Raw genomic sequence first — 17755 nt, forward strand, 5'->3', positions numbered from 1 at the left:
TCATGGGCGCTCTCCCCCTCGCAACTCGGTGCCTTCGCGGCGCCGTTCACTCAGCCAGGCATGGGCCGCCACCACCGCCAGGGCCAGGACGACCACGCCCGCCGACGGCGCCAGCAGCGACATCGGATCGGCCCCCAGCCGTACGGTGTCCGCCGTGCCGCCGCCCCGGCCGCCGGGCAGCGCGAGCGGGGTGAGGTCCGTCCCCGGGCTCAGCAGCCTGATCGCGGCGGCCCCGACCAGCACCCCGCCGCCGGCCGCCAGCAGCGCCTGCGGCAGCGCCTCCAGCACCATCAGCCGCCGCCCCTGCCCCGGGGGCAGCCCCATGGTGCGGAGCATGGTGAGGAGTTGGCGGCGCTGCGGGGCGGTCTGCAGCAGCGACAGCAGCAGGGCCAGCAGCGCGAAGCCGGTGCCGGCCGCCACGGCGGCCGTGTAGAGGCGCTCGGCGCCCTGCTGGAGGGGCGGGTCGGCGAGGGCCGCGCGTTCGGCGGACCGCAGGGTCAGCCGGGCGGGTGCCGCGGCCGGGGAGTGCGCCCGGACGGCGGTGCGCAGCGCCCCGGTGTCCAGCGCGTGGCCGGACAGCAGCAGGACGCTGGGCCCGTTGGCGGGGTCGGCATAGGTGTCCGGGTACCGCCGGGCCACGCTCCGCGCGTTGACCAGTACGAAGTCGCCCCCGGGCTGGGCGGGGGTGTCGGCGCGCACCGCGACCGGACGCACGACCAGCTGGCCGAACTCCGGCTGCAGGGCCTGCGGGGCCCGCCCGAAGCGGGTCAGGTAGCGGGGTGAGACCAGCGCGGGCAGCGGCCGGTCGCCGCCGGGATCGGCCAGTTCGGCGGCGGAGAAGGCGCCCAGACCGGTGGCGCGGGCCAGCCGGGAGTACGCCTCGGCGTCCGCGATCACCAGATAGAGCGGCGGGCCACCGTCGTCCGCCGCCTGGACGCTGAGGCGCAGCGGCACCGCCCCGTCGACGCCGCGCACCGCCGCCACGGCCCGCCGGAGCTTCTCGGGCAGCGGCCGGTCGGCGGAGATCCGGGCGTCCGCGCCGACCGCGGTCAGCGCCGCGTGGTCCCGGGCGGAGTCGATACCGGCGAGCACCGAGCCGCCGAAGGACGCCGTGGTGAGCGCCACCAACAGCGCCAGCAGCGGCAGCCCGGCGGTGGCCGGGGCGCGGCCGGCGCGCGCCAGTGCGAGGAAGCCGGTCAGCCCGGAGGACCGGGCGGCGGGCCGGGCCGCCAGCCGCAGCGGGAGTGGGTAGAGCCGCATCAGGGCGATCGCCGCGATCACCCCGATCAGCACCGGGGCGGCGCTGACCAGCGCGTCCACCCCGCCGCCGGTGGCTGTTCCGCGACGGCGCAGCGCGACCACCGCACCGGCCGCCAGGACCAGCACGGTCAGTTCGGCGACCGTACGGCGCCGAGAGGGGCGGGCGGCGGTCAGGTCGGCGCGTACCGCGGGGCGGGGGCGGCGGTGGGCGACGGCGGCCCGCAGCGGCAGGGCGAGGGTGCCCAGCAGCCCGGTGCCGGCCGCCGCCAGCAGCGACGGCAGTGCCTGCTCGCCGGGCGTGACCAGCAGCGCCAGCCCGCCGCCGGCCGCGGCCGCGGGCAGCGCCACCACCGCGGTCTCCGCGGCCAGTTGCCCGGTCAGCCCGGCCAGCGACGCCCCGCGGGCCCGCAGTAGTGCCAGCTCCGGGGCCCGTCGGGCCGCCGCCAGCGCACCGGACAGCAGCAGGACCACGCCGGCGACGGTGCCGATGCCGAACGCGGCCACCGCGACCACCGGGGCGATCGCCGTCCGCATCCGCCCGAAGCCGTCCAGCAGGCCGTCCACCGCGCTGTCGGCGAGGGCGCCGCCGCCCGCGACGGTGCGCAACCGGGCCAGGCCCGCGCCGTGTTGGAGGGAGCTCAGCCGGTCCCGCAGCAGCGGGGCCTGCCCCGCGGTCAGCCGGCTCGCGTCGACCGGGTAGCGCCAGAACTTCTCCGGCTTCCCTCCGGTGGGCAGCAGCGCCGGCCCGTCCTGCGGGGACAGCAGCAGAGCCGCCCGCCAGAACCGCCTCGGTGGCTGCTCCCCGGTGCTGGTCAGCCGGGCGGCGGTCAGCACCGGGTCCACCGCCCAGTACACGCCGTCCGGGTCGCGCGGGGTGAGCAGCCCGCAGATCCGTACCGTCAGGCCCTCCGGGTGCAGGGTGCCGCCGACGCGGAGGTGCAGGGTGCGGGCGGCGGCCACGGTCACCGCCGCCTCCAGGGTGCGCTCCCCGGGGGCGGCGCCCCGCGGCAGCCGCCCCTCGGTAACCGTGGCGTGCCGGGCGAGCCCGGACACCGCGTACAGCGACAGGCCGGGGCCGGGGCCGTCGGGCCTGGGCAGCCCGGGGTCGTACGCGGTGAGCGGGGCGGTGGTGCGCACGCCGTACTGGGTCCCGCCCTCCGCGATCCGCAGCGGCGCGTCGAACCGCTCCCGCAGCGCCCGGTCCTGGCGGGTGAGCTCGGCCGCCCCGTAGGCGGCCCGGACACCGGCACCGGGCAGGTCCGCCCGGGCGATGGAGACCTCCAGCGTCTGCTGCTCGGGCGGCGCCGAACCCAGCGCATGGCGCACCCCGCGCGTCTCGTACGCCTCCACGCCCCGTGGGAAGGCCGCCGCGAGGAACGCGGTGACCAGCACCAGCGCGCCCAGCGCCAGCGCCGCCCCGCGCCCCGTCCGCAGCCGGATGCGCAGCAGTTCCGTCCAGGTGAGCGCGCTCATCGGCCCCCGCCTACCAGCAGCTCGGTCATCGTCACAGCACTCCTTGGCCGCGCAGCGCCCGCACCGGGTCGCCACGGCGCAGCCCGGTGCCCAGCACGACCAGCAGCGGGACCGCCGCAACCGCCGCCAGCAGCGCCACCACCTGGCCGGGCGGCAGCTCCACCAGGACCGGCGGCACCGGGCGGCCCGCCGCAGCGGTCAGCACGACCAGCGGGACCACCGCCCGGGTCAGCACCGCCCCCAGGGCCACACCGACGCCCAGCGCCAGCGCGATCAACACCCCCTGCTCGGCGGCGATCATCCGGGCCAGCTGCGGACGGGGCGCCCCCAGGGCCCGCAACACCGCGAACTCCCGGGTCCGTTCGCGGACCGAACCGGCGGCGCTCACCGCGAAGCCCACCGCCGCCAGCGCCACCGCGACCACCGCCGCCGCGGTCAGCGCGCTCCGCGGGCCGAGGCCCAGCGGATCGTCGTGCAGCTGCCGGGCGATCTCGTCGCGGACCAGGACCTGTCCGGGGTCGGTGTCCGGGCGGGCGCGCAGCGCGGTGACGACCTTCGCCGTCGCACCCGGCGCGGGGCGCAGCCACCACTCGGTGGCGGTCAGCGGCGCGGCGCCGCGGTCCGCCAGTGCCTCGTTGACGGCCCCGAAGTCGACCAGCAGACCGGCCGAGGACGGCCCGGCGTCGTCCGCCGGGCCCGGCAGCGCCCGCACCGCCCGGACGATCCGCACCGGCAGGGACTGCCCGTTGACCGGCAGGTCGAGCACCGCGCCCACCGTGGAGCCGCGGTCGTGCAGGAACGCCTCGGTGGCCACGGCGGCGAGCGCCGGCCGCTTCGGGTGCGCGGCGCTGATCCGTACCCCGGTCGCCGCCGCGCCCCACTGCTCCTCGGCCTGGGCGCCGGTGTCGTACGTCTGGGACAGCAGACCGCCCTCGGGCACCTCGGTCCGGTCCGCCCGGGGACCGGACCGCCCGCCCACCCCGCTGCTCCTCTCGCTGATCTCCGGCCGCCAGCCGAGGCCGGCCGGTGCGGTCAGGGTCCGGGGGGTGCCGTCGGCGCCGACGGCCTGCGCGGCGGAGACGGTCAGCCGCTGCCGGTGTGGGACCGGCGGCTGGTCCATGTCCGCGACCAGCCCGGTCAGTCGCAGCGGCCCGGCCGGGCGACCGGTCGGCGCGCCGGCCGCCGCCGCGAGGTCGGCCTCCAGCGTGTGCCGCCGGCCGTCGGCGGCGAGCGGCCCGAGCGGCAGGGTGTAGGGGACGCCGAAGCCGTCGGTGACGACCACGGAGAGGGTGGCGGGCACCGGCCCGGTGTCCCGCGCCCCGGCCACCGGGGCGGGCAGGGTCCGCAGGGAGCGCACGGTGGCGGTGAGGCGTAACCGGGCGGTACCGGACGGGATGCCGACCCCGGGCGTCCCGCTGCCCGCCGGCGTCCCCGGGGCGCCGGCGGGCGGCGCCACCGCGCGCAGCACCGCGTCCGCCGCCTCTCCGGGTGGGCCCTCGGCGCCGCCGCCCACCAGGTCGCCGCGGAGCAGCAGCGCCCCGGCCGAGCGCCGGGCGTCCAGGGCCAGCAGCGAGGAGGCCGTGCCGTCCGGCAGGTCCAGTACGGCCTGCCCGGCGGGCAGCGCAGCGGCCACGCCGGGCACCGCCGCATAACCGCCGCCCTGCCCCAACTGCGGTGTCCTGCTGGCTAATACGCGCACCGGCACGCCGGCCCGGAAGTCGGCCTGGTCGTCCTGGGAGCGGTCCCAGGAGGCGCGCTGGCCGATCGCCAGCATGCCCAGCGCGGTGGCCAGCACCAGCAGCAGTACGGGGCCGGCGCCGCGGTTGGCGTCTCCTCTGCTCGAACGGAGTTGAGAGCTCGGGGAAGAGCGGCGGCTGATCTGCCAGCCGGCCAGCGCCATGGCCAGGCCCCGGCCGCGGGCCGCCGCGCGCTCGGCGATCCGGGCGGCGAGCGGCAGCAGCCGCAGCGTCAGCACCGTGCCGGCCAGCAGCGCCAGCGCCGGGGCGGCCACCAGCACCGGGTCGATGCCGAGCCGGCCGTGGGCGTCACCGGTCAGCACCCCGCCGGCGCCGTCCGCGGTCTGCCCCTGGAGCTGCCCGTAGGCGACCGCGGCGATCACCAGTAGCCCGAGGTCCGCGCCGGCCCGCAGCACGCCGGGCAGCGCCCGCGCCCGCCGCCGCTGCTGCGCGTCCGTACCGGTCCGCAGCAGCGCCGGCGCGGCCACCGCGAGCGCGCAGCCCAGTGCCACCGCGACGCCGGTCAGCCAGGTCGTGCCGGTCAGCCGGGTGTCCAGCGGCAGCCCGATCCGGGCCAGGGCGCCACTGCCGGCCAGCAGGTGCATCAGCGGGCCGGTCAGCAGCGGGGCGCCCACCGCGGCCGGCGCCGCCAGCAACAGCGACTCGGTGAGCGCCAGCCCGGCGATCCGCCGCCGCGACCCGCCGCGGGCCCGCAACAGCGCGGTCTCACCGGCCCGTTCGGTGCTCAGCATCCGTGCGACCAGCAGCAGCGCATAGCCGGCGAGCAGCAGCAGCTGGAGGGCGACGATCAGGATCGTCGACCGGTTCACCAGCAGCGCCTGCCGTAACGCGCCCAGCGCCTCGGGCAGTTCGGTGCCGGCGGTGGCGTGGCCGGCGAACGCCGGGTCGGCCATCAGCGCCTTGGGGGCGCGGCCGGCGGCGGCGCCCAGCGCCTCCAGCCGGTCGGCGGTCAGGGTGCGGAAGTCGGCGGTGGCGAGCCAGCCGACCGAGTCCTGCACCAGCGGGCCGCCGCGGAACGCCGTCGGGTCGGTGAGCAGCGGCCCGTACGTGGTGAAGCCCAGGGTGCGCACCCCGCGCCCGCCGAGCTCGTCGAGCTTCCAGTACGGGTCGGTGCGGTCCGCGGGCCGGTAGACGCCGGTGACCTCGACGGTCAGGCGGGCGGGGCCGGACAGCCGGCTGTCGAGGGTGAGCCGGCGGCCCGGCGTGATCTTCAGTCGGGCGGCGGCGGCCTCCGGGAGGGCGACCGGCAGCGGCCCGCGCCGGACGCGCCCCGGCCAGTGCCCGCCGACCAGGGTGAGGCGGGAGCGGTCCAGGGCCGCGAGGTGGGTGAGGTCCGGCTCGCCGCCCCGCGCACCGGGCGGCCGGAGGGCGCGGGGGAGGGCGTACGGACCGGAGCGGGTCAGGGTGTGCACCGTGAACGGCAGCCCGTCGAAGGCCCGTTGGGCTCCCTTGGCGACCGCGCGGTCACCGGCGTCCCGCCCGTCCGCGGGCAGGGGGGCCGTCACCTGGAGCGCCGCTGCCGCCGCGGACCGGTTCCGCAGCGCCGCCCGCAGCCCGGCGTCGCCGACCGCGCCGGAGAAGGCCGCCAGCGTGGTCAGCACCGTGGTGGTCAGCAGCACCGAGAGCAGTGCGGCGGCCAGCAGTAGCCGGTGTGCCCGTACCCGTAAGACGATGAAGCCGGTCACGGTCCCCCCTGCCGCGCTCAGCACCACTCAGACGGAACGATGCTGTCAGAGGCGGAGGCGTCCGGTAAGCGGTTTGCAGGTCACCTTGACCGGATCGTGACGGGATGGACCGGAGTGGCGCCGGAGTCGGATGGTGTGACGGGTTTCTCAGCCCCGATCCCGGTGTGCGCTCCGTGTGGCCCCGCCCGGGACTCAGTCCAGGGAGTTGACCATCGACGCGGCCGCATAGGTGAGGTAGTCCCACAGCTGCGTGGTGTGCTCCTCGGAGAGGCCGAGGGAGTCCACCGCGTCCCGCATGTGCCGCAGCCAGGCGTCGTGTGCGGCCCGGTCGACGGTGAACGGGGCGTGCCGCATCCGCAGCCGGGGGTGCCCGCGGCCCTCGCTGTACGTGCGCGGGCCGCCCCAGTACTGCATGAGGAAGAGCGCCAGCCGGTCCTCGGCCGGGCCCAGGTCCTCCTCCGGGTACATCGGCCGCAGCAGCGGGTCCTCGGCGACGCCCTGGTAGAAGCGGTGCACCAGGCGGCGGAAGGTCTCCTCGCCGCCGACCTGCTCGTAGAAGGTCTGCTCCTGAACCGTGCCGTGCGGAATCTCGTTCACCCGTCCATGGTGGCAGACGCTCCGGACCAGGACTCCGGTCGTAGGACGGTCGCCCCGGTGCCGCTCGGGAACGGCACAGCGGGGCGTGACCAGTTGGTCACGCCCCGCTGTGTCCGGGCTGCGGTCCGGGGTCAGCCCCGGCGGATCGTCAGCGTCGTCCAGGCGCCGACGTGCACCCGGTCGCCCTCATGGAGCGGCACCGGCACATAGGGCTGGATCGGGTCCTCGGCGAGGTTGATCGTGGTGCCGTTGGTGGAGTTCTGGTCCACCACCGCCCAGCTGCCGTCCTGCTGTTGGACGAGCAGTGCGTGCTGGTGCGAGACGCCGGGGTCCTCCGGCGTGCTGCCCAGGTCGATGTCCGGGGACTCGCCCGTGCTGTTGCGGCGCCGGCCGATCGCGAGCTGCCCGTTGGCGAGCGGCCTCACCTGCTCGGGAGAGTAGGCGGGCAGGTTGAGCCCCGCCGCCTCCGGGCCACTGCGGCCCATCATCGCCATGAAGTACTCGCGGTCGGGCGCGATGGCCACCACCCAGCCGGTGCCGACGACCGGCGCCGGACCCTGCGGCGGCGCCGCGGGACCCTGGCCGGTGCCGCCGCCGTTCCACTGCTGGTCCGGACCCGGGCCCTGCGGCTGCTGCTGCTCGTACGGTCCCGGCTGCTGCGGCGGGAACGGCGCGGGCGGCTGCTGCTGCTCGAACGGGGCCTGCGGGCCGGGGCCGGGCGGCGCGGGCGCCATCGGCGGGGGTCCCGCCTGGGCTCCCAGGGGCGGGGGCGCCATCGGCGACGGTCCGGGCTGGCCCCCGGGAGGGCTCAGCGGCCAGTCGTCCGCCTGCTGCTGCGGCGGCGGTCCGGGCTGGCCGACCGGGCCGGGTCCGGGCATGCCGGGCGGCGGTCCGGGCTCGCCGGGGAAGCCACCGGGGAAGCCGCCGGGGCCGGGCTGGCCGGGCTGGCCGGGGCCACCGGGCGGCATGCCGGGCGGCTGGCCGGGGCCGGGTGCGGGGGGCGGGAAGCCGTATCCGCCCTGGTCACCCTGGGGGCCGGGGCCCTCGGGGCCGGGTGCGGGGGGCGGGAAGCCGTATCCGCCCTGGCCGCCTTGGGTGCCGGGGCCACCGAAGTCGGGGCCGCCGGGGCCGGGCATGCCGGGCGGCGGGCCGGGCTGCTGGCCGGGCGCCGGGGCGTAGGACATCGGGGAGTTGGTGAGGAAGCTGTACTGGCACGTCTCGCAGAACGGCGCCATGGCCGCCCGCTGCGTACCGCACTGCGGGCACAGCTCGGGCTGCGGGGAGGAGTCGGGGCCGGGCATGCCGGGCGGCATGCCCTGCGGCTGAACGGGGCCGGGGCCGGGGCCGGGGCCGCCGGGTCCGGGGCCGGGTGCGGGCGGCGGGAAGCCGTAGCCACCCTGGCCACCGTGGGTGCCGGGGCCTTCGGGGCTGGGGCCGGGGCCGCCGAAGTCGGGGCCGCCGGGGCCGGGTGCGGGGGGCGGGAAGCCGTAGCCGCCCTGGCCGCCCTGGGTGCCGGGGCCACCGGGCGGCATGCCCTGCGGCTGGCTGGGGCCGGGGCCGCCGAAGTCGGGGCCGCCGGGGCCGGGTGCGGGATGCGGGAAACCGTAGCCGCCCTGGTCACCCTGGGTGCCGGGACCGGGACCGGGGCCGGGGCCCTCGGGGCTGGGGGGTGGGAAGCCGTATCCGCCCTGGTCGGGTCCGGGGCCGGGGCCACCGGGTCCGGGCATACCGGGCGGCGGACCGGGCTGGCCCGGAGGGGGACCGGGCTGGCCCGGAGGCGGCGTGGGCGCTCCGGTCGGCTGGCCGGGCGGGGCGTTCAGGAAGCCGGCAGGCAGAGAGGGTGGCGGGGGGACAGCACCCGCCATCCGCTGGCCGCACACCTCGCACCAGTCTTCGGCCACCGACTGGTGGCCGCTCGGGCAGGTAGGCATGTCGGTTCTTCCCCCTCCGTACCGTTTCTTTCGGGCGCTGCTCGGTACTGATCGTGTCGGTGCTGATTGCGGTTCTTTATGGCTGCTGCGCGGGGCGAACGGGTGCCGGTGCGCACGTCCCGGGAGTCGTCCCGTAGCGCCTCGGCGGCCGTCGCCCGCAGTCGCACAGTACCGGTCGCGGCTACGGCGACGCCCACCACCTTCGCAAGGAGATTCGCCACCGCCCCCTGCCTCGCGCCGTTCGCAATCGGTACCGGACAGTCCGGTTTCGCGGGGGTGGCGCCGATATCTCCGGACTTACCGGAATCACCCTGCTGTTGGCCCGACTTGTGCTGCTTTTAAGGGTGCAGTGTGGTGTCCGACCTGCGGATTGCCGGGGGTTGGGACGCCGGCGCCGGCCGCCCGGACGGTCGGTATGCGAGGCGGCGGCGCCCGCCACCGGGCCGGCGAGGGGCGCCGGTCCGGCCCAGGAATGATCAATCCCACATGGGCGGCGCGCCCGTTGGCGGAAAAGGCCCCCGCTCCGCGCGTTGCCGTACCGGTACGGGCACCGACACCGACATGGGCACCGACACCGACATGGACACGGACATCGACATCGACACCGATACAGGTACCGGCACCGGAACCGGCACCGGAACCCGTGGGGCACCGACACCGGAACCGGACACCGAAACCGGACACCGGCACCGAGTCCGACACCGCCCGCGTCGCCCGTGGGGCTGGTGCCGCCCGTCGGGCTGGACCCGCCCGTGGGGCCGGATCCGCCCGTCAGGCCGGGCCCGCCCGTCAGGCCGGGCCCGTCGGTCCCTTCGGGTCCGGGAACCGCACCACCGCCACGGTGACGTTGTCGTGCCCGCCGCCGTCGAGGGCGTGGGTGACCAGCGTCCGGGCGGCGTCCAGCGGCCGGGCGGGGGCGTCGTGCGGGAGTACCGCGGCCATCTGCTCCGCGGACTCGGCGTAGTTCCACAGCCCGTCCGTGCACACCACCACGACACCGGGGCCGTCCGGTTTGAACGTCGTGGTGTGCGGCTCCACCTCGTAGGCGTCGGCGCCGAGCCAGCCCGTGATGGCGTGGGCGCGCTCGTCGGCGTTCGCCTCGGCCTCGGACATCAGGTTGTTGGCGATCATCTGGGCGGCCCAGGAGTCGTCCTCGGTGAGCCGGACGGGCGGCGCCGTCCGGTCGTCGGGGATCCAGTAGGCGCGGCTGTCACCGACCCAGCCGACGGTCAGCAGTCCGCCGCCGACCACAGCGCCGACGAACGTGCAGGCCGGGGCGTTCTGCTGACGGTGTTCGTCGTGCGCCATGGCGGGGTCGGCGGCCAGTGCGTCCACCGCTGCGGAGGCCGCCAGCACCGCGTCGTGCATGGCCTGTTGGGGGTGCACACCGGTCGGCAGGGAGGCCGCCAGCGCCTCGCCGGCGGCCTCCGACGCCGCCGTGGACGCCTCGTCCGGGCGGGTCGCCGAGGAGACCCCGTCGCAGACCACCGCGATCACCGCCGGGCCGCCGTCCGGCAGCGCGGCGGACCGCAGGGCGAAGAAGTCCTCGTTGCGGTGGTGGCGGTGGCCCCGGTCGCTGACCGCGGCGACGCCGCCCAACGCGTGCTCCATGTGGTCGCGTTCGGGCGGCTGGAGCCGGCCGCACTGCCCGCAGCGGCCATCGGCGTCCACGGCCCCGGACGGGCAGGCGGTGCAGCGGCGGGTCCCCTCAGCGGGGGCGCCCGACGGGCCGCCCTCCGCGAGCGGGGCGCCGGTCCCTGCCGCACCGGTTCCCGCCGCACTGGTCCCTGCCGCACCGGTTCCCGCCGCGGCGGCCGCATCGGCGACCGCCTCGTACCCGGCGACGCGGGGGTCGGCCGCCGGCGCGGGCGCCGCGCCGTCGTCCCCGTAGGGAAGGCGGGTGGTGGGGTCCGGTGGAGGCGGGTCGGTGGGCCCGTCGGACGCCGCCGCGGCCGCGGTCGGTCCAGAGGGCGCCGAAGCCCCAGCAGACGCGCCCGACCCGGCAGGCGCGCCCGACCCGGCAGACCCTCCCGACCCAGCCGACGCGGCGGGCCGGGCGGGCACGGCCGCAGGCTCCGGTGCCACGGCAGGCTCTGGTGCCACGGCCGGTCCCGGCGCCGCAGCTGGCTCCGGTGTAAGTCCCGATGGCGCGGCTGGCTCCGGTGACGCAGCCGGTCCCGATGGCGCGGCCGGCGCAGGCGGTGGCCCCGGCGGCATGGGCGGCATGGGCGGAACGCCGCGCGCCCCGAACCCGGGCGGCACCGGAGGAACGGGCGGTACCCCGTACCCCGGCGGTACCCCGTACCCCGGCGGCACCCCGTAGGCCGGCGGTCCGGCCGGTGCCGTCAGCGCGGCGCCACACCGGCCGCAGAACCTGTCCCCCGCACCGAGCGGTTCACCGCACGCCGCACACGACGACGGCCCCGTCACACCCATCTCACACCCACGTCCTGGGGCGGAAGCGGTTGGCCCGCTCCACCAGCTCGATCCTCTTCTCACCACGCTGCGCCAGCCGCGCCAGTAGGCGGTACGACCGCTCCAGGCCCAGCCGCAGACCCCGCTCGGTCAGTCGGCTGCCGAGCAGCTCCGACCGCCCGTCCAGGGCCCCTTCGTCGTCCGGGCCGGCACCGTGGCCCCCGGAGAGTACCCAGTCCAGGGCGGTGCCCAGTACCTCGGTGGCGAGTTGTTCCCGTCGTTCGGCGTCCAGACCGAAGTCCGCGAGGGCCTCGACCTGTTGGGCGGCCGCCCGCAGATCCGCCAGCAGCGGATCGCCCGGCGGGCGCTGCCGCAGCCGGGCGCGGACCGCCGCCATCCGCGCCGCCGTGTAGTGGATGGACGACTCCGGTACGGACTCCAGTGCCGCCACCGCACCCGCCCGGTCGCCGGTCGCCAGCCGCACCCGGGCCAGCCCGAACGCCGCGCTGACGAAGCCGCGGTCCACCACCCACACCAGGCGGTAGTACTCCACCGCATTGTCCAACTGCCCCAGCAGCTCCGCGCAGATGCCCAGGGCCAGCTTCGGTGCCGGCTCGCCGGGGAACGCGTCGTAGACCGCGTCGAAGGCCAGCGCGGCGCCCTCCCGGTCCCCGCTGGCCAGCGCCACCAGCCCGCGGTGCCACACCACCCGCCAGTCGGCGTCCTGCTCCCAGGGGTCCTTACCGCCCGCCGTCGTGCCGGCCCAGGTCTGCGCGGGCTCCCCGGGGTCGGCGGCGATCGCCTCCAGTACCGCCTGTGCCGCGGTCCCGTCGCCGCCCTCCAGATGGGCGCGCACCTCCCGCAGCCGGACCTCCGGGGAGTCGGCGGGGGCCGAGCGCAGGGCACCCAGCAGCTCGGTGGGGGAGGCGGTCAACAGCCCGGCGAGCAGCCCGGCATTGGGGTCGCGCGGGTCGACCCGGGGCACCGGCAGCGCCAGGGCGGCGGCGGCGACGTCGAGGGGACGCAGCACGGGACGGCCCGGCCCCGCGGCACGGGTCGGGGCCCCGCCGCGCGCCCCCAGCAGGGAACCGTCGCCTTCCGCAGGAGGCATCACCTCGGTGTCCACCGCCCGCAGCTCGGGCCCGAACAGCGTGGACAGCGCCGGCCGCGGCTCGCCCGAGCCGAGCGCCACCACCTCCCGCAGCACGCCCGTCAGCTGCTCGGCCATCTCCTCCGCCGACCCGAACCGGCGCTCCGGGTCGGGGTCGGTGGCGCGCACCAGCAGCCGGTAGAACGACTCGTAGGTGCGGAACACCTCGATGTGGTCCGGGTCGGGCAGCGAGTCGGCGAAGACGTTGGTGTAGCCCTGGAAGTCGAAGGTGAGCACGGCGAGGGTGCGGGCGACCGTGTACAGGTCCGAGGCCACCGAGGGGCCCAGCTCGGCGATCTCGGGCGCCTGGTAGCCGATCGTGCCGTAGATCGGGCTCACCTGGTCGTCCATCCGCCGCACCGCGCCCATGTCGATCAGCTTGAGCCGGTCCTGCTGCTGGATGGCGTTGTCGACCTTGAAGTCGCAGTACAGGAAGCCGCGGTCGTGCAGATGGCCGAGCGCCTCCAGCGCCTCGATGCCGTACGCACAGGCCTGCTCGACCGGCAGCGGGTCGCGCCTGCCGCGGGGGGTGCGCCGCCCGTTGGCGATGTCCTTGAGCGAGGTGCCGCCGACGTACTCCATGACGATGTACCCGTCGAGGCTGCCCGTCACCTGGTCGAGGTGCTCCACGAAGTTGTAGATCCGCACGATGTTGGCGTGCTCGATCTCGGCGAGGAAGCGCCGCTCGGACATCGCTACCGCCAGCGCCTCCTCGTCACCGGTGTCCAGCAGCCCCTTGAGGACCACCCACCGGTCGGAGACCGCGCGGTCGGTCGCCAGATAGATCCAGCCGAGCCCGCCGTGGGCCAGACAGCCCACGACCTCGTACTGGTCGTGGACCGTCTCCCCGGGCCGCAGCTTGGGCACGAAGCTGTACGGATGGCCGCACGTCGTGCAGAACCCCTCGGTGCGGCCCGGTGTGCCCTCGCGGGACCGCCCTACCGGGGCGCCGCAGTCCGCCCGGCTGCAGAACCGCTTGCGCTCGGGCACCTCCGGATGCTCCAGCACCGCCGCCCGCGGGTCCGGCCGCGACACCTGCGGCACCGTCACCAGGCCCGCGCCCAGCCGCCCACGGGACGGGACGGAGGGCGCGCCGCCGCCCGTGCTGCGCACCGACACCACCGCCGCGCCGCGGGTCGGCGCACCACCGGTCAGCCGCCCCGACACCGAGCGTCGGGACGGTGCGGAGCGCCGGGACGCCGGCGCGGAGCCGGGCGCGGAGCCGGGCGCGGGAGCCGGGGCGGGGGAGGGGACCGTCAGCAGCGCCCCGGCCGCCTCACGGTCCGACAGCCGGCCCGCGAGCGCACGGCCCGTCAGGCCCGTGGGCGGCGAGGACAGCAGCCCGTCCGGGGACACCACCGGCGCCAGCCCGCACCGGTCGCAGTACCGCTCGCCGCCGCCGGCATCCTCGTAGCGGCCCGTGCAGTCCCGTCGCTGGCAGCGCTCCTCGGTCCGCTGCGTCACCGTTCCCCCCTGCCCTCCAGCTGTTGCGGAGCCAACGCCTCCGCCGCCGCCTGCTGATAACGCCACACCGCGTGCTCGGCCGCCCGCAGGTCACACGGCGCGCTCCACAGCATCCGGCGGGCCGCGTCGTACCGCTCCACCAGCAGCGGATCGTCCGCCACCGCGTGCCGCGCCGCCTTCGCCCGGTAGGCGTCCAGCCGGCCGCGCAGCTCGGCGCGCACCGCGAGCGGCGCGGTGACCGCCGTCAACGACTCACGGGCCCGCTGGAGTTCGTCCTCCGCCCGCTCCTCCAGGCTGTCCAGCAGCGGGGAGAGCCGGTGCCACTGCGCCCGCCTGCGGTACTCCGCGGCCGTCGCCAACTGCTCGTGCAGCGCGGTCGACGGACCACTGACGGCCGGCACCTCCGACGCGGCGATCTTCGCCAGCACCTCACCGCGCGCCTGCCGCGCCTCGGTCAGCGTCCGGTCGGCGCGGGAGAGCACATCGCGCAGCTGCATCAGCCGCTGCTCCGCGTCCTGCCGGACGTCCAGCACCGCGGCCACCTCCCGCCGGATCTCCTCCAGCGCACGCGCCGCACGGTCGTAGCGGCCGGTGTCCGGGCGGCCCCCGCCGGGCGCCGAACTCCCCGTCGACGACGACACCCAGAACGCCAGCGGATCGGCGATCACCTGAGCCCGCAGCCGCACCAGCTCCTCGGTGATCCGCTCCAGGTCGTCGCCCGCCGGGTGCTCGCCCGGGCGCACCCCCACCGAGTGCGCCAGCGACCGGGTGCGCTGCAACTCGGCGGAGAGCAGGTCTATACGGGCCGGCAGCGCCGACCAGACCGCATCGGCCGCGACGATCACATCCAGCGAACGGGCGTACAGCCCGTTGATCCGCTCGACGAGCTCCTCCAGGGTGTACCGCCCGCCCTCCGGGGCGGCGCCGGTCTGTGCGCCGTCCTCCCCGCCGTCCTCCCCGGCGTCCTCCGGGGCAGCACCCGGCACCGCCACCCCGTCCCGCAGCAGCCCGGTCAGCTCCGCCAGGTCCTCCGGGGACGGCCAGCGCCGTCGCGCCCGTACGTCCCGCGCCGAACGGAGCGTCGCCGTACAGGCGTCGAACAGCGACCACAGGACGGTGATGGTCCGCTCGGTGGCGGTCCAGCGCTCCTTGGTGGTGCCCGCCAGCTCAGCGCCCTCCAGAAGCCGGCGCCCGGCATGGTCCTGCAGCGCCAGCAGTGAGGTCTCGATCGCCTCGTACTCGGCGCCGAGCCGCGCCAGGGCGCGGTCCACCTCCTCCTGGCCCAGCACCGGGCCATCGGGCCTCCCCGGAGAACCGGGGAAGGGTCCTGGGACCCCCATCGCTCACCTCTCCCCTACGCGTACGGTGCACGGCGGTTGCGCGACCGGTTGGCTGCTGCGGCTTCGGCTCCCTCCGCTTCCTCCTTCTCCTCCATAGTGAACGGAATCGGGCCGCTCCGTGCGGTGATCGGCCGGTACACCGCTCCTTGGGGCGGATCGTCCGCACTCCGCCCCCTTCGCGGGGTCAGTCGCTGTACTCGGGCGACGGCGGCCCGGAAATCCCCGGCATATCGGCCTGCAACCAGGTGCGGTACGCCCGCATCCAGGGGCTGTTGGCGTCCCCGCCGCCCCGGTAGTCGTCCAGGACCTTGTTGACCCGGCGCACCAGGTCCGTGTCGCCCTTGTTCATCGCCACGCCGTACGCCTCGTCGGTGAACGGCGCGCCCTTCAGCTTCACCGTCGGGTCCTGCGCCGCCTGCGCCGCAGCCAGCGCGTTGTCGGTGACCACCGCGTCCGCCTGGCCCAGCTGTAGCCGCACCAGACAGTCGAGTTGGTTGGGCACCGTCAGCACCTTCGCGCCGTGCCGCCGCTCCGCCAGCACCGACTCGCCCGTCGAACCCGCCGCCGTGCACACCCGCTTGCCGCGCAGCGAGTCGTCGAACCCCCGGACCGCCGACGCCTTCGGGGCCAGTACCTGCTGGCCCGCCTGGAAGTACGACGTCGAGAACGCCACCTGTTGTTTGCGGGTGCAGTTGATGGTCATCGTCCGCACCACCATGTCGACGCTGCGCTTCCGCAGCGCCGGTATCCGCTGGTTGGTCGGCACCGCCTTGAAGACGACCTTGGCGTCCGGCCCCAGGATGTCCCGTGCGATCGCCCACGCCAGGTCGATGTCGAAGCCCTCCAACCTGCCGGTCGCCGGGTCGCGGTACCCCCACCGGTAAGTGTTCTGGTCGACCCCGACGATCAGCTGTCCCCGCTCCTTGATCCGCGCCACCGACGGTCCCGTCGCGGACGACGGCCGCAGGCTCTCCGCCGCGGTCCGCTGGGTGCACGGCGCCACCGCCGGCTCACCCGGAGCCGTCCCCGGAGGGTACGCACGGTGCGTCGCCGGCAACCGCCCGCCGTCGGACCTCCCGTCCGCCCCGGCCGCCCCGTGCCGGCTCCCCAGCGCCGGCACCAGCACCGCCGCTGCCGCCGCCATCACCGCCATCCCCGCCGCGACCGGCGCCAGAACGGCCCGCAGATTCCGCAGCCCTCGCCCGCGCACGCTCATGTCCCCCTCACCGGGCCCCCTCACCGGTACTCCGCCAGCCTGCGCCCGATCCCCAGCACCGCACCCACCGCCGCCAGTGCGGCCAGCACCCCGGCCCCGACCGGCAGCCCGGCCAGCGCCCCGCGGCCGCCGTCCGCCGCCGACCGGAACTCCGCCTGTTCATGCACCAGTGCCTTCTGCAACCCCGCCGCCACCCGGTCGAACGACGCGCCCGTGGAGCCCTCCGCACCGATCACCTTCGCCAACGCCCAGTCGTAATCGCCCTTTTCGTCCGACGCCCGCGCCTGAGCGTGCCGCGCCTGCCACTGTCGTACGTACGTCAGCGCCTCGCGCACCGGGTCCCGCCCCGCGGCGTCGTCCGCCAGCCCCAGCGCCGCCCCCAACCTGCTCCGCACCGCCGCCGCACCATGATCACCCGGACCGGCCAGATCCTTCATCCGGGCCCGGAAGCCGGCCTCGTAGAAGTCCTGCTGGTCGCCCGTGAGCACCGCACCGCGGGCCACCAGCGTCAGATTCTCGTCCCCACGGGCCTGTAGGGCATCGATCCGCGCCTCGTTGAGCACCCGCAGCGACCGGGCGCCGTGCTCGTACGAGTCCGTCAGTCCCGCGCGCGCCACCGCATGTCCGGCCACCAGCCACACCAACACCGCCACCGTAGCGGCCGTCGCCGTCAGCAGTCCCCGGTTGAACACCCGGTTCGTCCGCCGGTAGTGGCGCCGCTGCGCCCAGCCCAGCGCACCGACCGCCGCCACCCCGGCCGCCAGCGCCCACCAGGGCCAGGCCTTCGCCTCGTCGTAGTCCGCCGCCAGCCGTTCCGTCTCCGCGTCGTACAACGCCCGGGCGGCCGGGAGGAGTTCCGTCCGCATCTGCGCGTTGGCATACCGCAGATACGCGCCCCCCAGGGGCAGCCCCTGGCGGTTGTTCGCCCGCGCGGTCTCCACCAGGCCCGTATAGCGCGGTAGCAGCCGGTTGAGCCGGGCGATCTGCTCGTCCGCGCCGTCCGCACCCTGACTGCTCCGGGACGCCTTGGCCAGCAGCCCCGCCGCCGTGGCGATGTCGGCGTCATAGCGCTTCCTGGTCGCCGCGCTGCCCTCGACGCCGGCCAGGAAGCCTCCGGCGGCCGTGGTGTCCGCGTCGGCCAGGGACCGGTAGATGCTCGCCGCGTCCGCGGTCAGGGGCTGGCTGCGCTCCACCACGTCGTCCGCGGCCGCCGTCCGGTCCGCGACCTGCCAGGCGGTGGTCGCGCCGAACACCACCACCAGCAAGGCGAGCACCGCGCCGATCACCCGCAGCCGGCCGGGCTCGGTGGTCGCCGCGGCACGCAGCTCCTCCAGGCCCTCGGCCCAGGCCGGCCGGCGCCCCGGGGAGGGCGGTGCCACGCTGCTGGTCGGCATGGACGCCACGGAACCTCCCCCTCGTCGCTGACCGCGGATCCCGGCCCCGCGCGCGGCGCCCGTGGGGCGCTTA

General features: G+C 76.6%; 9 protein-coding genes. All 9 read right to left on the minus strand.

All coding sequences use genetic code 11. The annotated features are described in order from the left end of the window. The 9 genes from AB0G84_RS00640 to AB0G84_RS00680 all read right to left on the minus strand — a co-directional run bounded on the left by AB0G84_RS00640 (position 1) and on the right by AB0G84_RS00680 (position 17682). On the minus strand, positions 1-2733 hold the full coding sequence (locus AB0G84_RS00640; RefSeq protein ID WP_361313449.1) for an FtsX-like permease family protein: 2733 nt from the start codon (positions 2731-2733) through the stop codon (positions 1-3). Positions 2734-2764: 31 nt separating this feature from the next. Beyond that, the gene (locus AB0G84_RS00645) at positions 2765-6175 is read right to left on the minus strand and encodes an ABC transporter permease (RefSeq protein ID WP_361313452.1); all 3411 of its coding nucleotides are present in this window, start codon (positions 6173-6175) and stop codon (positions 2765-2767) included. A gap of 192 nt (positions 6176-6367) precedes the next feature. After that, the gene (locus tag AB0G84_RS00650; RefSeq protein WP_361313454.1) at positions 6368-6772 is read right to left on the minus strand and encodes a globin; all 405 of its coding nucleotides are present in this window, start codon (positions 6770-6772) and stop codon (positions 6368-6370) included. 131 nt (positions 6773-6903) lie between these two features. Further along, on the minus strand, positions 6904-8499 hold the full coding sequence (locus AB0G84_RS00655) for an FHA domain-containing protein (protein ID WP_361313457.1): 1596 nt from the start codon (positions 8497-8499) through the stop codon (positions 6904-6906). 993 nt (positions 8500-9492) lie between these two features. Next, positions 9493-11139, minus strand: coding sequence for a PP2C family protein-serine/threonine phosphatase (locus AB0G84_RS00660; protein WP_361313460.1), 1647 nt, complete (start codon positions 11137-11139; stop codon positions 9493-9495). A gap of 1 nt (position 11140) precedes the next feature. Further along, positions 11141-13732, minus strand: coding sequence for a tetratricopeptide repeat protein (locus AB0G84_RS00665; protein WP_361313463.1), 2592 nt, complete (start codon positions 13730-13732; stop codon positions 11141-11143). After that, a complete protein-coding gene (locus tag AB0G84_RS00670; RefSeq protein WP_361313466.1) occupies positions 13729-15072 on the minus strand; it encodes a hypothetical protein in 1344 nt (447 codons plus the stop codon). Before AB0G84_RS00670 ends, AB0G84_RS00665 begins: the two co-directional genes overlap by 4 nt. Positions 15073-15256: 184 nt before the next feature. Next, complete coding sequence (locus tag AB0G84_RS00675; RefSeq protein ID WP_361313468.1) at positions 15257-16288, minus strand: glutamate ABC transporter substrate-binding protein; 1032 nt, start codon at positions 16286-16288, stop codon at positions 15257-15259. Between the two features lie 20 nt (positions 16289-16308). Beyond that, on the minus strand, positions 16309-17682 hold the full coding sequence (locus tag AB0G84_RS00680; protein ID WP_361313471.1) for a hypothetical protein: 1374 nt from the start codon (positions 17680-17682) through the stop codon (positions 16309-16311). Positions 17683-17755 lie beyond the last annotated feature (73 nt).

It is taken from the genome of Streptomyces sp. NPDC020742 (assembly GCF_040641675.1).
Lineage (GTDB): Bacteria > Actinomycetota > Actinomycetes > Streptomycetales > Streptomycetaceae > Streptomyces.